The sequence below is a fragment of the Phytomonospora sp. NPDC050363 genome (genome assembly GCF_040655735.1).
Lineage (GTDB): Bacteria > Actinomycetota > Actinomycetes > Mycobacteriales > Micromonosporaceae > Phytomonospora.
This window is the reverse complement of the sequence record NZ_JBFAKK010000026.1, coordinates 19974-33832: the sequence shown is the minus strand read 5'-3', so window position 1 is coordinate 33832 and position 13859 is coordinate 19974. Positions and strand designations below refer to the sequence as shown.

Here is a 13859-nt window from a genome sequence, read left to right as displayed (position 1 = left end):
CGGCGCCGCGCCCCACGGGCCTCCGGCATCATTGCGGAGGTAGTGGACTTCCGAACGTGAGGCCGAGGCACCCCGTGAACAAGCGCAGCAGTACCGCCGACCCGGCGACGTCCGAGCTCGTCGAGCAGGCCGTCGCCGGGGTCGCCGCCGCGCCCGACGACTCCCTCGACCTGGCGCTGGACCTGGGCGCCTCGCGCCTGGCCGCCTCCGCGAGCGGATGGCCCGAGCTGGGCGGCGCCCTGCTCGCGTACACCGACGGCGCCCTGAGTCGCGCGTGGTCGCGCGGCTGGCGGCCCGCCGACCTGGTGCGCGTGGCCCGCCGCGACCTCGGGCCCGTGCAGGTCGCCCTGGCCGTCGACTTCATCGCCGCCGAGAGCCGCCGCCACCCGCCCGCCACGCTCGACCGCCGCTGGCTCGACCAGCTGCGCGAGCTGTCGGCCGAACAGACCTGGTGGACCGGTGACCGGGAGTTCCTGCCCGGCTTCGCGCGCCGCCATCGCCTCGACCGCTTCGCCGTGGCCACCGCCATCCTGGAACTGCTGCGCCTGTGGCAGCTGCTGCCCGCGATCACGCCCGTCGCGCCCGCGCCCGGCGAGGCGCCCCGCGAGATGTCGCGCGGGCCTGTCACCGGTGAATCCCCGATGCTCTCGCGCATCCGTGCGCTGCTGGCCAAGGCGGAGTCGACGGCCTTCCCCGAGGAGGCCGAGGCCCTGACCGCCAAGGCCCAGGAGCTGATGGCCCGGCACAGCATCGACGAGGCGCTGCTCTCGGCGGGCAAGGACCCGTCGGCGCCCGGTGCCCTGCGCATCGGCGTCGACGCCCCCTACGAGAGCCCGAAGGCGATGCTGCTCAACGCCGTCGCCGACGCCAACCGCTGCCGCGCGGTGTGGTCGAAGGAGTTCGGCTTCTGCACGATCGTCGGCTTCGACGCCGACCTCGACGCCGTCGAACTGCTCTACACCTCGCTGCTCGTGCAGGCCACCGCCGCCATGCAGCGCGCCGGCGACAAGCGGCACCAGGCCGGAGCCTCGCGCACCAAGTCCTACCGGCAGTCCTTCCTGGTCGCCTACGCCATCCGCATCGGCGAACGCCTCACCGCGGCGACCGAACGCGCCACCGAGGAGGCCGCGGCGGGTCTGCGGCCCCACGAGGACGGCACGCCCGCCGAGCAGAGCGCGCCCGACGAGCGCCTCCTGCCGGTGCTGGCCGCCCGGGAGGTCGCCGTCGACGACACCGTCGACGAGATGTTCGGGAAGCTCACCTCACAGCGGATCCGCGTCGGCGACGACGCGGGCTGGTTCGCCGGACGCGAGGCCGCTGACCGGGCGTCGCTGCGCGGGCGGCCGGAAGCCGTCGGACGCTGACGGGGGCGCCACGATGGGCCCGCGCGTCCTGATCGAGGCGTGGAACACGCCCATCGCCAGGACACCGAGCGCCGCGGCGGCGAAAGCCGGCCGTGGATGCGCCTGCGGCCGCGCCACCACGAGCAGCAGGCCCGCGATGACGAAACCCGCCCACCCGACGAGGACGTTGACCAGCGGCCCCGAACCGAACGGCGTCGGGAAACGCCTTCTGGTGATGCCCTTGACGAAGTGCGGGGTCGCATTGGCCGCGAAGACACCCGCAAGGAACGTCAAGGCGAGCAACTGCCACATGGAAACTCCTCGCTGAACAGCGTCGCCCCGCCCAACGGCCCGGAACACGGGGAGAACTTACGCACGCCAAGGCCACCCGACGAGGAGGCGCGCCGAACGGATCCCCGCCACAGGGCCGGCGAGCGAATGGACGACCACCTACACCAGAGGCCCGCCAGCGGCCGAGGCGTAGCCGGCCGCACACAAGAGCCGACCAAACGGCCCGCAACCCAGGCGTAGGTCCGGGTCCAGGGACGGAGTTCCTGGTGGGGGTCTGGGGGCGAAGCCTCCCAGCAAGGTTTGGGACGGAGTCCCAGCGGGGTCCGGGGCGGAGCTCCAGTGGGGGTGCGGGGGGCGAAGCCCCCGGCCGGGGCTTGACCTTGAGGGCTGAGGCTCGGACCTGCGCGAAGCCCTTCCCCCGGTACGCACCCCACCGCCGCAGCACCCATCCCCCACCTCCGGAGCACGCAGCCTCCCGGTTCAGCGCCGCGCAGCCTCCCGCCACAGCAGCCACACGAGGTAGACCCCGCCCACGCTCACGGTCACCACCCCCACCGGCAACTGGGCCGGCGCGAACGCGCGCTGCGCGACGACGTCCGCGCCCAGCAGCAGGACCGCGCCGAGGATCCCCGACGCCACCAGCGGCACCGAGGACGAGCGCACCAGCCGCCGCGCGACCTGCGGCGCCGCCAGCGCCACGAAGGCCACCGGACCCGCCGCGGCGGTCGCCAGCGCCGTCAGGCCGACGCCCAGCACCAGCAGCGTCAACCGCACCGGTTCGGCGCGCACGCCCAGCGAGCGCGCCGCGTCGTCGCCCATCTCCAACATGCGCATGCCCGGCGCCACGGCGAACAGGACCGCGAAGAGCACGATCGAACCGAAGGCGACGGGCACCACCTGCGCCCAGCCGAGGGCGTTGAGGCTTCCCGCGCCCCACACGGCGGCGGCCATCGCGAGATCCAGCGAGGCCCGCACGATCAGCCAGGTGTTGATCGAGGCGAGGGTGGCGCCGATCGCCATGCCGACGATGATCAGCCGGAATCCCGCGACTCCGCGCCGGTAGGCGAGCAGGTACACCAGGGCGGCGGTGCCGAGGCCGCCGGCCAGCGAGGCCGCGGCGGTCGTGCAGTAGCCGCCGCCGATGAGCAGGATCGCGACCAGCGCGCCGGTGTAGGCGCCGGTGTTGAACCCGATGATGTCGGGGCTGCCCAGCGGGTTGCGGGTCAGCGACTGGAACACCGCGCCCGCCACGCCCATGGCGGCGCCGAGCATGAGCGCGAGCAGTACCCGCGGCATCCGCCAGTCGAGCACGACGAGACGCTGCGCGCGCCGCCCTCCCCCGAAGAACACCGAGACCACGTCGGCGGGCGCCACGGGGTAGTCGCCGAGACCGAGGGCGACGACGGCGAGCACGGCGCCCAGGGCGAGGAGGGCGGCGCAGACGAGCAGGCTTCGGGCGTAGAGGCGCCCGGAGACCGCGCGGGTGCGCAGGGCGAGGGTGGGCCGGCCGAGGTCGATGGAGGTCTTCACAGTCCGCTCGCTCCGCTTCTGCGCACCAGCCAGACGAGCACCGGCGCGCCGACGAAGGCGGTGACGATGCCGACCTGGAGTTCTCCGCCGGGCAGCACGACGCGTCCGAGGACGTCGGACAGGAGCAGCAGGATCGGTGCCGTGACGAGGGTGAACGGCAGGATCCAGCGCTGGTCGGGTCCGACGAGCCAGCGCACGACGTGCGGGACCATCAGCCCGACGAAGCCGATCGGCCCGGCGGCGGCCGTCGCGGCCCCGCACAGGAGGGTCACGGCGACGACCACGATGACCCTGGTGCGCCCGACGTGCGCGCCGAGGGAGCGCGCGAGGTCGTCGCCGAGGGCGGTGGCGTTGAGGGAGCGGGCGGCGACCAGCGCGAGGACGGTTCCGGCGGCGATGAACGGCAGGACGGTCAGGATCGTCTCGGCGGGCCGGTTGGCGATGTTCCCGGCTCCCCAGAAGCGCATCGCGTCGAAGGCCTTGGGGTTGAGCAGGGTGATGCCGGAGGAGACGCCCTGGGCGACCGCGCCGATCGCGAGGCCGGCGAGGGTGAGTCGCAGCGGTGTCGCGCCGCCGCGTCCCCGGGAGCCGACGACGTAGACGATGACGGTGACCACGACGGCTCCGGCGAAGCCGAACCACAGGTACTCGCGGATCGAGGTCACCTCGAACACGGCGACGCCGATGACGACCGCGACGGCGGCGCCGGCGTTGACGCCGAGGATGCCCGGGTCGGCGAGCGGGTTGCGGGTCAGGGCCTGGATCATCGCGCCCGACAGGCCCAGCGCGACGCCGACCAGCACGGCGAGGATGGTGCGCGGCACCCGCAGTTCGTGGAGGATGGCGGCGTCGTTGCCGGTGCCTCCGGCGAACAGCGCGTCGGCGATCACCGCCGGGGAGATGGCCTTCGCGCCGACCATGAGGCTCAGCGCGGTGGCTGCCGCGAGCGCGGCGAGCGCCGCGAGGAGCCACAGCGCGCGGGTGGCGTGGCCCGCCGCGAGGCCCGTGTGGGGCGGGGCCTTCGCGGCGGTCTGGACGGTCGTCACAGCCCGAGCCGGTCCAGCTGTTCGTGGTACTCGTCGGTGATCTCCTCTTCGTCGCGGGTGTCGTCGTCCCACATCTCGCGCAGCCGCCGCTTGGTGTCGTCGTCGAGTTCCCGCCACGCTTTTTCGAGCGCCTCGGCCTTGGTGGTCCAGTAGCCGACGGTCTTGTAGGCGGTGCCGGGCAGGCCGAGCTCGTGGCGCAGGTACTTGCGGACCGAGCGCATGGCCGCCGACTCCCCGGCGAACCAGATGTACCCGGTGCCCTCGGGCAGCGGGGTCTGGCGGACGAGGGCGTCGAGGTGGGAGCCGCCGTGGCCGTTGCCGCCGTGCACCCAGGTGAGTTCGCAGTCGGGGTGCTCGGGGATGGGGTAGGCGTGGGAGGGGTCGCCGATCTCGGCGATGACCCTGGTCTTGAGGCCGGGGCGGGTCTGCTCGACGATGCGCGCGGCGGCGGGCAGGCCGGGGGCGTCGGTGAACAGCAGTTGCCAGGCGGTGCCGGGGGGCGGGTCGTAGAGCCCGGTCGGCGAGGTGAGGCCGATGGCGTCGCCGGTCTTGGCGGCGCGGGCCCAGGCGGCGGCGACTCCGCCGTCGTGGACGACGAAGTCGATCGCGACGGTGCCGGCGGCCGGGTCGGCCGAGCGGATCGTGTAGGTGCGCATCGGCGAGGGCTCGGCGCCGTCGTCGTAGGCCCAGCTGTTCCCCGAGGGCTTGGGCAGCACCGGTTCGGTGCGTCCGGGCGAGGGGAAGAACAGGCGCACGTACTCATCGCCGACGCCGGTGCCGGGGTAGTCGGCGACGTCGAGGACGACGCGGATCATGCCGGGGGTGAGGGTCTGGGTGTCCGCGACGACGGCGCGGTGGATCGTGATCGCCATCAGCCGAGCAGCGCCTTCTCGACGACGTCCAGGAAGGCCATCTGCCCGCTGGGCGAGCCGAAGAACATCTCCATGTCGAAGCCGTGGATCTCGTCGTTCTTCACGAAGGGCAGGCCCTTCCAGAGAGTGTTGCCGGCGACGGTCGCGAAGGGGTCGGTGCCGGCGGCCTCGTCCTCGGGGGTGGTGGCGACGAAGGCGATGTCGATGTTCTCCAGCTTCTCCAGCTCTTCCAGCGAGAGGGTCGTGCCCTCGGGGCCGGCCTGGGCGAGCGGCTCGATGGGCAGGCCGAGGTCGGCGAAGACTAGGCAGGGCACTCCGTAGCAGCTGGTGCCGATCTGGCCGTCCTGGACGCCGACGGGCGCCACGACCGGGGAGATGTTCGCCGCTTCGAGACGTCCCTTCACGTCCTCGACGCGGGCCTGGTACTTCGCCGTCCACTCCTCGTAGGCGGCGGTCTTGCCGAGGGCCTCGGCGATGGTCTTGAAGTAGATGCGCCAGTCCTCGCCGGTGAAGGCGTCGATGCTGTAGGTCGGGGCGATCTGCGGGAGGCGGGCGACGGTGTCGGCGTCGTATCCGAGTCCGTTGAGGATCAGGTCGGGCTCGGCGGCCAGGACGGCCTCGTAGTTGTACTCGGGGTAGTTCTGGAAGGTCTCGACGCCGGCCAGCGCGTCCTGCGGGAAGAAGGCGGGGAAGGTCTCGTAGCCGCCGTCGCCGCGAGTGGGCTGGGTCTTGGCCAGCGGGATGCCCAGGGTGATGAGGATGTCGACGTCGGTGGTGTAGAAGCCCAGCGCCGCCTTGGGGTCGACGGGGAGGGTGACCTCGCCGAAGTCGCTGGCGACCGTGCGGGTCGCGGCCTCGCCCTCCTCTCCCGACGCGCCCGAGCAGGCGGTCAGGGCGAGCGCGGCGGTGAGCGCGGCGGCGACGATGGACAGGGTTCTTCTCGGCATGTCGTTCCTCGGGTGGCAAAGGGGCCGGGCGTTGAGGCCCGCCGAAATTAGCTTTGCCTAGCCTAAGAAAGCCTTGCCGGAAGGTCGAGTCCCGCCGGTGGCCGCACCGGCCTCTTCGTGTCGGCTATCGGCCAAACTCTGCCCGACGTACCGGCCGGGGGTATGCCCCATGACGCGCCGGAAGGCCTGCACGAAGGAGCTCGTGGTCCGGTAGCCGACGACCTGCGCGACCGAGCGGACCGGTCTTCCCGCAGACAGCAGGCCCACGGCGACGCGCATCCGCGCGAGGATGCGCCACTGCTCGAAGGTCAGGCCGGTCTCGCGGGTGAACAGACGCGAGAGGTTTCGCACACTCCCGCCGACCTCCCGTCCCCACGAGTAGAGCGAGCGCGGGTCGGCGGGGTTCTCGACGATGCTGCGGCAGATCGCGGCCAGCCGCTCGTCGGCGGGCATGCGCAGTGAGATGGCGTGGGCGTCGACGGGCGCGAACAGGGTGAGCAGAAGGTCCTCGGCGCGGGCGCGGGCGACCTCGTCCATGTCGTTGCTGTGCAGGTGCAGCAGTAGTTCCCGGGTCAGCGGGGTCACGTCGACGACGACCGTCCCGGTGGCCAGGACCGGCGCGACCTCGCCGTGGACGTAGGTGCAGTAGAAGCCGGTGCGACTGGCCGAGCGGACCGCGTGCTCGGTCCCGGCCGGGATCCACACGCCCATCATCGCCGGGACCGCGAAGAGCCCCTCGGGCGTCTCGGCGCTCAGCGAGCCCTGTGTTCCCCACAACAGTTCGTGGTGCGGGTGCTCGTGGGCTGTCCACATTTCGGCGTGTTCGAGGCGAAATTCGAGGGTGTGGACGCGGGGGTGGCCGATGAGCGACATAGTTTGGCCAGTGGCTCCGTTGAGGCGACGTTAGGCAAGCCTTACCGTATCGGAGTGTCCCCTCCCCCGCCATCGACTTCCGGCTCGGTCATCAGGCGCTCCCTGCTGGCCGCCCGGCGTCACCGCCTCCTCGTCATCGGCTCGCTCGCGCTGACCTCGCACCAGATCTGCGAGGCGCTCGTCCCCGTCGTCATCGGCATGACCATCGACAACGGCATCGTGCCCAAGAGCCCCTCCGGCTTCGCGTGGAGCATCGCGCTGCTCGCCGGGGTCTTCGTACTGCTGAGCCTGAGCTGGCGTACCGGCTACACCTGCATCAACCGCGTCAACCTCGACGGCGGCCACGAGCTGCGCCAGGGCATCGTCGGGCGCGCCCTGCGCCCCGACGGGCTCGCCGGACGGCGCGGCGCCGGCGAGGCGACGGTGATCGCCAGCTCCGACACCGGCCGGGTCAGCGCCCTCGCCTGGCTCGTCGGCCGGCAGATCGCCTCCCTTGCGGCGGTCGCCACCTGCACCATCGCCCTGATGAACGTCTCGGTGGTGCTCGGACTCATCGTGCTGGTCGCCTCCCCGGCGGCGCTGGTCCTCATGCACTTCGTCTCCCGGCCCCTGGAGCGGCGCAGCGACGCCGAGCAGGAGGCCGCGGCCGCCGCGGGCGGTCTGGCCACCGAGTTCGTCTCCGGCATCCGCGTCGTCAAAGGGATCGGCGCCGAGGCCGAGACGGCCCGCCGCTACGCCACCACCAGCCGCGAGTCGCTGCGCGCGGCGGTGCGGGCGGTGCGCGCCAAGGCCGCCTACTCCGGTATCGGCACCACCTTCTCGGCGGCGCTCACCGCCGTCGTCGCGCTCGTCGCCGGCCTGTTCGCCCTCGACGGGCAGATCGCGATCGGCCAGCTCGTCACCGTCGTCGGCCTCGCCCAGTTCGTGCAGGGACCGATGACCATCCTCGGCTTCTTCGGCGTCGACCTCGCCCAGAAGCGCGCCTCGGCCAAGCGCGTCGCCGACTTCCTCAACACCCCGCCCGAGATCATCCCCGCCGCCGAGAGCGTCCCCGGCGACGAGGGCACGGCGCTGCTGTCGGTCGCCGGGCACCCCGAGAGCGCGTGGCCGGTCCTCGACGTCGAAGGAGGCACCCGCGTCGGCGTCGTCTTCGCCGACCAGGGCGACGCGGCCGCCTTCGTCGACACACTGGCCCGCCGGGCACCGATCGAGCCCGGCCGGATCCGTGTCGGCGGCAAGGATCTCGCCGCACTCACCCCCGCAGAGACCCGCGCGGGCGTCCACACCCAGCACCGCGACGCCCACGTCCTCACCGACACCGTCCGCGACAACCTGACCCTCGACGGCCCGCTCGACCCGAAGGCACTGCACGCCGCCGCCGTCGAAGACGTCGTCGCCGCCCTGCCCGCCGGTCTCGACGAACGGCTCGACGGCTCCGGGCGCACCCTCTCCGGCGGGCAGCGCCAGCGCGTCCTGCTGGCCCGCGCCCTCCACTCGCCCCAGCCGCTGCTCGTCCTGCACGACCCGACATCGGCACTCGACGCGGTCACCGAGTCGCACGTCGCCGCCGGGATCGGCGAACTCGGCGAGCGCGGGATCGTACTGGTGACCACCAGCCCGGCGCTGCTGTCGGCCTGCCACACCGTCGTCGCCCAGCTCGGCGGCGAATGGACGGCGGCCACCCACGCCGAACTCTTCGACACCTCGGCCTCCTATCGGGAACTGGTGGGCGCGTGAGCATCCTCCCCATCGCCGACACCCGCACGACCCGCCGCGAGACGTGGCGTCTGCTGACGCGACGCCCCTGGGTCCCCGCCGGTGTCGCCGCACTGTTCGTGGCCGCCGCCGTGTGCGGTCTGGCCGCACCGGCCCTCCTCGGCGTCATCGTGTCTACTGTGGACTCGAATGGCCCGGTCGGGACGATCGTCGCCGCCGCCGCCGGCATCCTCGGCGCCGGCGCGCTCGCGGCCGTGATCACCGCCTACGCCCAGTCGGCGATGGCGAAACTGCTCCAGGGCGCGCTGGCCGACCTGCGCGAGCAGGTCTACGCCACCACCCTGCGCATCCCGCAGGCCGAGATCGAGCGCGCGGGCGTCGGCGACGTCGTCAGCCGCGTCTCCGGCGACGTCGAGGCCGTCGGCGAGGCGGTCGGCGGCGTTCTGCCGAACTTCACCTCGGCGGTGTTCACCGTCGCGCTGACCGTGGCCGGACTCGGCGTGCTCGACTGGCGCTTCGCGGTCGCCGCGGCGCTCGCCGCGCCGATCCAGGTGCTGGCGCTGCGCTGGTTCCTCAAGCTGTCCGGGCCGCTCTACCGCAAGGTCCGCATCGCCGAAGGCGAGCGCACCGGCCAGCTCGTGGAGGCCTTCGACAGCGCCTCGACGGTCGTGTCGCTCGGGCGCGGTGAGCGTCACGCGGCTCGTGTCGACGTCGCCTCGCGCGAGGCGGTCGAGTTGTCGATGGGCGCCACGAAGCTCGGAGCGCGCTTCTGGAACCGGGTCAACACCGCCGAGTTCGTGGGCCTGACCTCGGTGCTGGTCGTCGGGTACTGGCTGACCTCGTCGGGACTGGCGGGGATCGGTGTGGCGACCGCGGCGGCGCTGCTGTTCTTTCGCCTGTTCGACCCGATCGGCACGGTTCTGGCCGAGTTCGACGAGCTGCAGAAGGCCGGTGCCGGGCTGAGCCGCCTGTTCGGTGTGCTCCAGCACCGCGAGGATCCGCACGCGATCCACAATGGATGGACCGGTTCGCCGGGCCGGCTCTCGGTCGAGGACGTCTCCTTTTCTTATGTGCCGGGCCGTCCCGTCCTCGACGCCGTGACGCTGACGATCGAGCCCGGTGAGCGCGTTGCCGTGGTCGGCGCGTCGGGATCGGGCAAGTCGACGCTGGCGGCGCTGATCGCGGGCATTCACCCGCCGGACGCCGGGCGGGTGCTGCTCGACGGGGAGCCGGTCGAGCCGGGACTGGCGGCGGCCTCGGGGATCATGCTGGTGACGCAGGAGGTGCGGACCTTCACCGGGTCGGTCGCCGACAACCTGCGGCTGGCGGCGCCCGAGGCCTCCGCGGCCGATGTGGAAGAGGCCCTGCGGGCCGTGGGCGCGACCTGGGCGGCGGAGCTGTCGGAAGGGTTGGACACGCGCGTCGGCAGCGACGGCGTGAGCCTCACCGGCGAACAGGCGCAGCAGCTGGCGTTGGCGCGGGTGGCACTGGCCGGTCCCCGGCTGGCGGTGCTCGACGAGGCGACCGCCGAGACGGGCGCGCGGGCCGCGCGGCGGCTCGACCGGGCCACCGCCGAGGCCATCGGCGGGGCGAGCGCGCTGATCATCGCCCACCGCCTCACGCAGGCGGCGGCCGCCGACCGGGTCATCGTCATGGAGGCCGGGCGGATCGTGGAATCGGGCGCGCACGCCGAACTGGTCGAGGCCGGCGGGCACTACGCGCGGCTGTGGGAGGCGTGGACGTCGCACGCGCGGGGCACGGCGGTAACGTCGGGAGGGACCGGCACCGTGACTAGCTAGGGGACGTCGTGACCGCAGCGGAGCTTTTCGAGATCAACATCGGCGTGTACGCGGCGGGGAAGAACCTCGTGCGGCTGGCCGCCGACCTGTCCCGCCAGCTCGACGAGAGGAAACTGCCGAGCCAGCTGACGGTGGCCGCCGCCGAGGACGACTTCTACGCCGACCTCGCCGGCCAGTGGCGCGTCGAGAACCCCGGGGCGGATCCGGGGACGCGTGAGCTGCACGAGATCCGGGTCGGCGTGTACACGACCCGCGCGGAGATGGACGAGCTGCGGGCGGAGCTGACGCGGGTGGTGTGCCCGGACCTGGAGCACGACACGCCGTGCCCGATCCCGTGGGCCTCGGGGTACATCGACGCCGGGCACGATGGGGACGGCGAGCCGGACGAGGACCAGGCGGGGTATTTGGAGGAGACGTACGGGCATTTGGTGCCGGTGGGCTGACGGGACGGCGAGGGCGTGAAGGCGCCCCCGGCGGTGGACGGTGTGCCGGGGGCGGGGGCCGGGGGCGGCTCAGTGATCGAGTCGCCCGGACTTGATCGCGGCGATCAGTCCGAGGAAGCTTCCCCGGTCGACGGACAGGACCGGGGTGCGGTCGCCGAGCTTGCTGTCACCGACCTCCGGGCCGGCGGGGCCGAGCCGCATCTGGACGCACTGCCCACCATCGTTACCCGAACGAGTTGATTTGCGCCAAGCGGTCTTCATACCTGGAACTCTCCAATCGGTAGAGCCATCGCCTGCATCTCCATGTGAGCCTCGGTTCGAGCCTCGACCGCCGCCGTCTGACCTGTGTAGGTCGAAGCTACTGCGGACTCGGAGTACAGGACGGGACCAGCATAGTTAGCGGGAAGGTCCAGAAGCATGAACGAGTGACCGGAACTCGGAGCCGCACCGGCCGCGTGCGGGATGTAGCGGATCGACACGTTCGGGCGCTCGTCCAGCTCCTTCAGATACCGGACCTGGGCTCGGCGTGTCTCTTCGCCCCCGATCGCCCGTTGCAGGACGCCCTCGGCGAGCACCAGCTCCACGCTCGCAGGCTCCCCTGTGGAGAGCACGGCCTCCTTCCTGTTCTGCCTGGCGCGGCCGTACCGCAACTTGTCCTCCTCACTGAGGCGGACATTCGTATCGAGGATGGCCGCCGCCGTCTCCCGTGTCTGTAGCAAACCCGTCACGAACTCCGTCTCGTAGACACGGATGCGCGTCGCCTTCCGCTCCAACTCGGTCAGCAGCCCGAATCGAGTCGGCAGGCCGATCGGCTCCATCCACACGTCGACCGAGGAGTCGGTACAGGACAGCGCCATGCGCTTCAGTTCCTCCCGCAAGCCGTCATCGGCACGATAAAACTGCGCGAGGTGATCCACTGTAGGCATGTACACCTCGTAGATCTGCGCGTTTTCCAGGCGTCCGATGGTTCGCCGGGAGCCGATGTACTTCGCTCGCCGCTCCACTTCCGCCAAGGAGTACCCGGCCCGTTCTCGGAGATCGCGCAATCGGATCCCGAGATAGATGTGCAAGAAGCCGATATCGCTCATCACCCGTCCGCCCTAGTCAGAGGGGTGGGCACTCTGCCCAGCCGAAGGGAGCAATCTGCCCAGGTGACACGAGCATACTGTGTCATTGCGGAGAGTCACGCGCCCATCTAACGTCCCTTGTGTACCGCACCGCCATCGAAGCGGGGAACTCTTCCCAGGCCCCGTTTCGCGGACTCGGTATAGGGACGGTCCTCGTCGGCTTGCCACTCCCCCGGCCCGGCGGGGACTGTCCCTCCACTACCCAATAAAGAGGTGGGGACATGGTCGCGCAATCAGCAAACCGCACCGCAACTATCTACTCGTCTACCTACTCGTCACCGGATTCGCCGCCCATGACCGACAACGACCCGCGCGACCCGCCCGAACTCACCGCCGTGCCGCACACCAAACAAGACCTCTCCCGCACCGTCCTCACCCACCGCGCGGCACCACTCGAAGACCACTGCCGCTCCTGCCGCCAAACCTGGCCCTGTCGCTCCTGCAACACCGCCAGCGAAACCCTCCGCGAGGTGTACCGGACATGAGCGACCTCGGCGACGCCCTCCGCCTCTTCCTCATCTGGGACTCCCACCGGCAGGTCCTCCACCCCTACAAGGTCTGCACCCGGTCCTGCCCCGAGGGCTGGCCCTGCATCTCCGTCACCACAACCGAACGCGATCTGCGGCAACTCGGCGTCGACCCCTACGCCGTCCGGCGCCGCGAGGTGACCCTGGAACCGGCCGAACCCGCCGAACCCGCCGAGAGCACCGATCCCGCCGACCTCACCGAACCCGGGACTTGACCTAGAGCGCGCTCCAGGTAGCAGACTCCCCAATCACACCCGGCGGACGCCGGCGAGACGGGAGACCCCACCATGAAGTACCGCCACATCGGCACCGACCCCAACACCCGCCGCAAGGTCAGCGCCCTGTCCCTCGGGGCGATGCGCTTCGGCACCTTCACCGACGCCGACGCCTCCTTCGCGGTCCTCGACCGCTTCGTCGAGGCCGGCGGCACCTTCATCGACACCTCGAACAACTACGCCTTCTGGTACGACGACGGCATCGGCGGCCAGAGCGAGGAGCTCCTCGGCCGCTGGCTGCGCAGCCGGGGCGTCGCCGACGACGTCGTCATCGCCACCAAGCTCGGCGCGCGGCCACTCGCCCCGGGCACCAGCTACGTCGACAACGCCGAAGGACTGTCGGCGAAGGCGATCCGCACCGCCGTCGAGGGCAGCCTCGAACGGCTCGGCCTCGACCGCCTCGACGTCCTCTACGCCCACATCGAGGACCCGAACACTCCCGTGCAGGAAACCGTCGAGGCCTTCGGCGAACTGGCCGCGGCGGGCACGGTCGGGCTGCTCGGCGTGAGCAACTGGGCGACCTGGAAGGTCGAGCGGGCGCGGGCGATCGCGGCCTCGGCGGGTCTGGCCGGCTTCGACCTCCTCCAGTACCAGCACAGCTACCTGCGGCCCCGCACCGACATTCCCTTCCCCCTCTTCCCCGACGGCAGCCTCGGCGCCGTAGGCCCGGACCTGCTGAACTACCTGCGCGCCGAACCGGATCTGACCGTGGTCGCCTACTCGCCGCTGCTGAACGGCGCCTACACCAACGCGGACAAGGAATTCCCGTCCGACTACGACCACCCGGGCACCCCGGCGCGGCTGGCCGCGCTGCACGAGGTCGCCGCCGAGACGGGCGCGACGCCCAACCAGGTCGTCCTGGCCTGGCAGATCGGCGGGGAGGCTCCGGTCATCCCGCTGACGGGCGCGTCGTCGGTCGCGCAGCTGGAGGAGAGCCTCGGGGCGGTCGAGCTGGAACTCACCCCGGAGCAGCGGGCGAAGCTGGACGCGGCGCACTAACCCACCGGTGCGGGTCTTCACGCGGATCCACCGCGCACGCTCGCAATCCCCGGTACGGGTACACCATCGGG

Annotated in this window: 15 protein-coding genes; 7 read left to right on the top strand and 8 right to left on the bottom strand. The window is 71.8% G+C overall.

Going from position 1 to position 13859, the window contains the following annotated elements:
- Window positions 1-74: 74 nt before the first annotated feature.
- Window positions 75-1364, top strand: a complete 1290-nt coding sequence (locus AB0I28_RS38185) for a DUF2786 domain-containing protein (RefSeq protein ID WP_357501015.1) — start codon at window positions 75-77, stop codon at window positions 1362-1364.
- On the opposite strand, the gene AB0I28_RS38180 is transcribed toward AB0I28_RS38185, so the two are convergent.
- The 6 genes from AB0I28_RS38180 to AB0I28_RS38155 form a co-directional block, all read right to left on the bottom strand.
- The gene (locus tag AB0I28_RS38180) at window positions 1263-1655 is read right to left on the bottom strand and encodes a hypothetical protein (protein ID WP_357501014.1); all 393 of its coding nucleotides are present in this window, start codon (window positions 1653-1655) and stop codon (window positions 1263-1265) included. The genes AB0I28_RS38185 and AB0I28_RS38180 overlap by 102 nt on opposite strands.
- 459 nt (window positions 1656-2114) lie before the next feature.
- Complete coding sequence (locus tag AB0I28_RS38175) at window positions 2115-3164, bottom strand: iron chelate uptake ABC transporter family permease subunit (protein ID WP_357501013.1); 1050 nt, start codon at window positions 3162-3164, stop codon at window positions 2115-2117.
- Window positions 3161-4210 (bottom strand): iron chelate uptake ABC transporter family permease subunit, encoded by a 1050-nt coding sequence (locus AB0I28_RS38170; RefSeq protein ID WP_357501012.1) that lies wholly within the window; start codon window positions 4208-4210, stop codon window positions 3161-3163. The genes AB0I28_RS38175 and AB0I28_RS38170 overlap by 4 nt, the downstream gene beginning before the upstream one ends.
- Entirely contained in the window at window positions 4207-5082 is an 876-nt protein-coding gene (locus AB0I28_RS38165; RefSeq protein WP_357501011.1) for a siderophore-interacting protein, read from the bottom strand. Before AB0I28_RS38165 ends, AB0I28_RS38170 begins: the two co-directional genes overlap by 4 nt.
- Entirely contained in the window at window positions 5082-6029 is a 948-nt protein-coding gene (locus AB0I28_RS38160) for an ABC transporter substrate-binding protein (RefSeq protein ID WP_357501010.1), read from the bottom strand. The genes AB0I28_RS38165 and AB0I28_RS38160 overlap by 1 nt, the downstream gene beginning before the upstream one ends.
- Window positions 6030-6086: 57 nt before the next feature.
- The gene (locus AB0I28_RS38155; RefSeq protein WP_357501009.1) at window positions 6087-6902 is read right to left on the bottom strand and encodes a helix-turn-helix transcriptional regulator; all 816 of its coding nucleotides are present in this window, start codon (window positions 6900-6902) and stop codon (window positions 6087-6089) included.
- A 54-nt stretch (window positions 6903-6956) separates the two neighbouring features.
- On the opposite strand from AB0I28_RS38155, the gene AB0I28_RS38150 reads away from it, so the two are divergent.
- Genes AB0I28_RS38150 through AB0I28_RS38140 form a run of 3 tightly spaced genes read left to right on the top strand, consistent with a single transcriptional unit; the run spans window position 6957 to window position 10860 of the window.
- Window positions 6957-8639 carry an ABC transporter ATP-binding protein gene (locus AB0I28_RS38150; RefSeq protein ID WP_357501008.1) on the top strand — a complete coding sequence of 561 codons (1683 nt, stop codon included), beginning with the start codon at window positions 6957-6959 and terminating at the stop codon, window positions 8637-8639.
- Entirely contained in the window at window positions 8636-10417 is a 1782-nt protein-coding gene (locus AB0I28_RS38145) for an ABC transporter ATP-binding protein (protein WP_357501007.1), read from the top strand. Before AB0I28_RS38150 ends, AB0I28_RS38145 begins: the two co-directional genes overlap by 4 nt.
- 8 nt (window positions 10418-10425) lie before the next feature.
- Window positions 10426-10860: a hypothetical protein gene (locus tag AB0I28_RS38140; RefSeq protein WP_357501006.1), complete on the top strand. Its 435-nt coding sequence runs from the start codon at window positions 10426-10428 to the stop codon at window positions 10858-10860.
- A 69-nt stretch (window positions 10861-10929) separates the two neighbouring features.
- Here the strand turns inward: AB0I28_RS38140 and AB0I28_RS38135 are convergent, their stop codons facing one another.
- Window positions 10930-11121 (bottom strand): DUF397 domain-containing protein, encoded by a 192-nt coding sequence (locus AB0I28_RS38135; RefSeq protein WP_357501005.1) that lies wholly within the window; start codon window positions 11119-11121, stop codon window positions 10930-10932.
- Window positions 11118-11948: a helix-turn-helix transcriptional regulator gene (locus AB0I28_RS38130; RefSeq protein WP_357501004.1), complete on the bottom strand. Its 831-nt coding sequence runs from the start codon at window positions 11946-11948 to the stop codon at window positions 11118-11120. The genes AB0I28_RS38135 and AB0I28_RS38130 overlap by 4 nt, the downstream gene beginning before the upstream one ends.
- Window positions 11949-12280: 332 nt before the next feature.
- On the opposite strand from AB0I28_RS38130, the gene AB0I28_RS38125 reads away from it, so the two are divergent.
- From AB0I28_RS38125 to AB0I28_RS38115, 3 genes are all read left to right on the top strand, one after another.
- Entirely contained in the window at window positions 12281-12472 is a 192-nt protein-coding gene (locus tag AB0I28_RS38125) for a hypothetical protein (protein WP_357501003.1), read from the top strand.
- Window positions 12469-12729: a hypothetical protein gene (locus tag AB0I28_RS38120; RefSeq protein ID WP_357501002.1), complete on the top strand. Its 261-nt coding sequence runs from the start codon at window positions 12469-12471 to the stop codon at window positions 12727-12729. The genes AB0I28_RS38125 and AB0I28_RS38120 overlap by 4 nt, the downstream gene beginning before the upstream one ends.
- Window positions 12730-12801: 72 nt before the next feature.
- On the top strand, window positions 12802-13788 hold the full coding sequence (locus tag AB0I28_RS38115) for an aldo/keto reductase (RefSeq protein ID WP_357501001.1): 987 nt from the start codon (window positions 12802-12804) through the stop codon (window positions 13786-13788).
- Window positions 13789-13859 lie beyond the last annotated feature (71 nt).

What these genes read in the sequence shown, in the direction of transcription:
- AB0I28_RS38180 (WP_357501014.1), bottom strand. Translation starts at nt 1,655, where the DNA reads ATGTGGCAGTTGCTCGCCTTGACGTTCCTTGCGGGTGTCTTCGCGGCC.
- AB0I28_RS38165 (WP_357501011.1), bottom strand. Translation starts at nt 5,082, where the DNA reads ATGGCGATCACGATCCACCGCGCCGTCGTCGCGGACACCCAGACCCTC.
- AB0I28_RS38160 (WP_357501010.1), bottom strand. Translation starts at nt 6,029, where the DNA reads ATGCCGAGAAGAACCCTGTCCATCGTCGCCGCCGCGCTCACCGCCGCG.
- AB0I28_RS38155 (WP_357501009.1), bottom strand. Translation starts at nt 6,902, where the DNA reads ATGTCGCTCATCGGCCACCCCCGCGTCCACACCCTCGAATTTCGCCTC.
- AB0I28_RS38135 (WP_357501005.1), bottom strand. Translation starts at nt 11,121, where the DNA reads ATGAAGACCGCTTGGCGCAAATCAACTCGTTCGGGTAACGATGGTGGG.
- AB0I28_RS38130 (WP_357501004.1), bottom strand. Translation starts at nt 11,948, where the DNA reads ATGAGCGATATCGGCTTCTTGCACATCTATCTCGGGATCCGATTGCGC.
- AB0I28_RS38125 (WP_357501003.1), top strand. Translation starts at nt 12,281, where the DNA reads ATGACCGACAACGACCCGCGCGACCCGCCCGAACTCACCGCCGTGCCG.
- AB0I28_RS38120 (WP_357501002.1), top strand. Translation starts at nt 12,469, where the DNA reads ATGAGCGACCTCGGCGACGCCCTCCGCCTCTTCCTCATCTGGGACTCC.
- AB0I28_RS38115 (WP_357501001.1), top strand. Translation starts at nt 12,802, where the DNA reads ATGAAGTACCGCCACATCGGCACCGACCCCAACACCCGCCGCAAGGTC.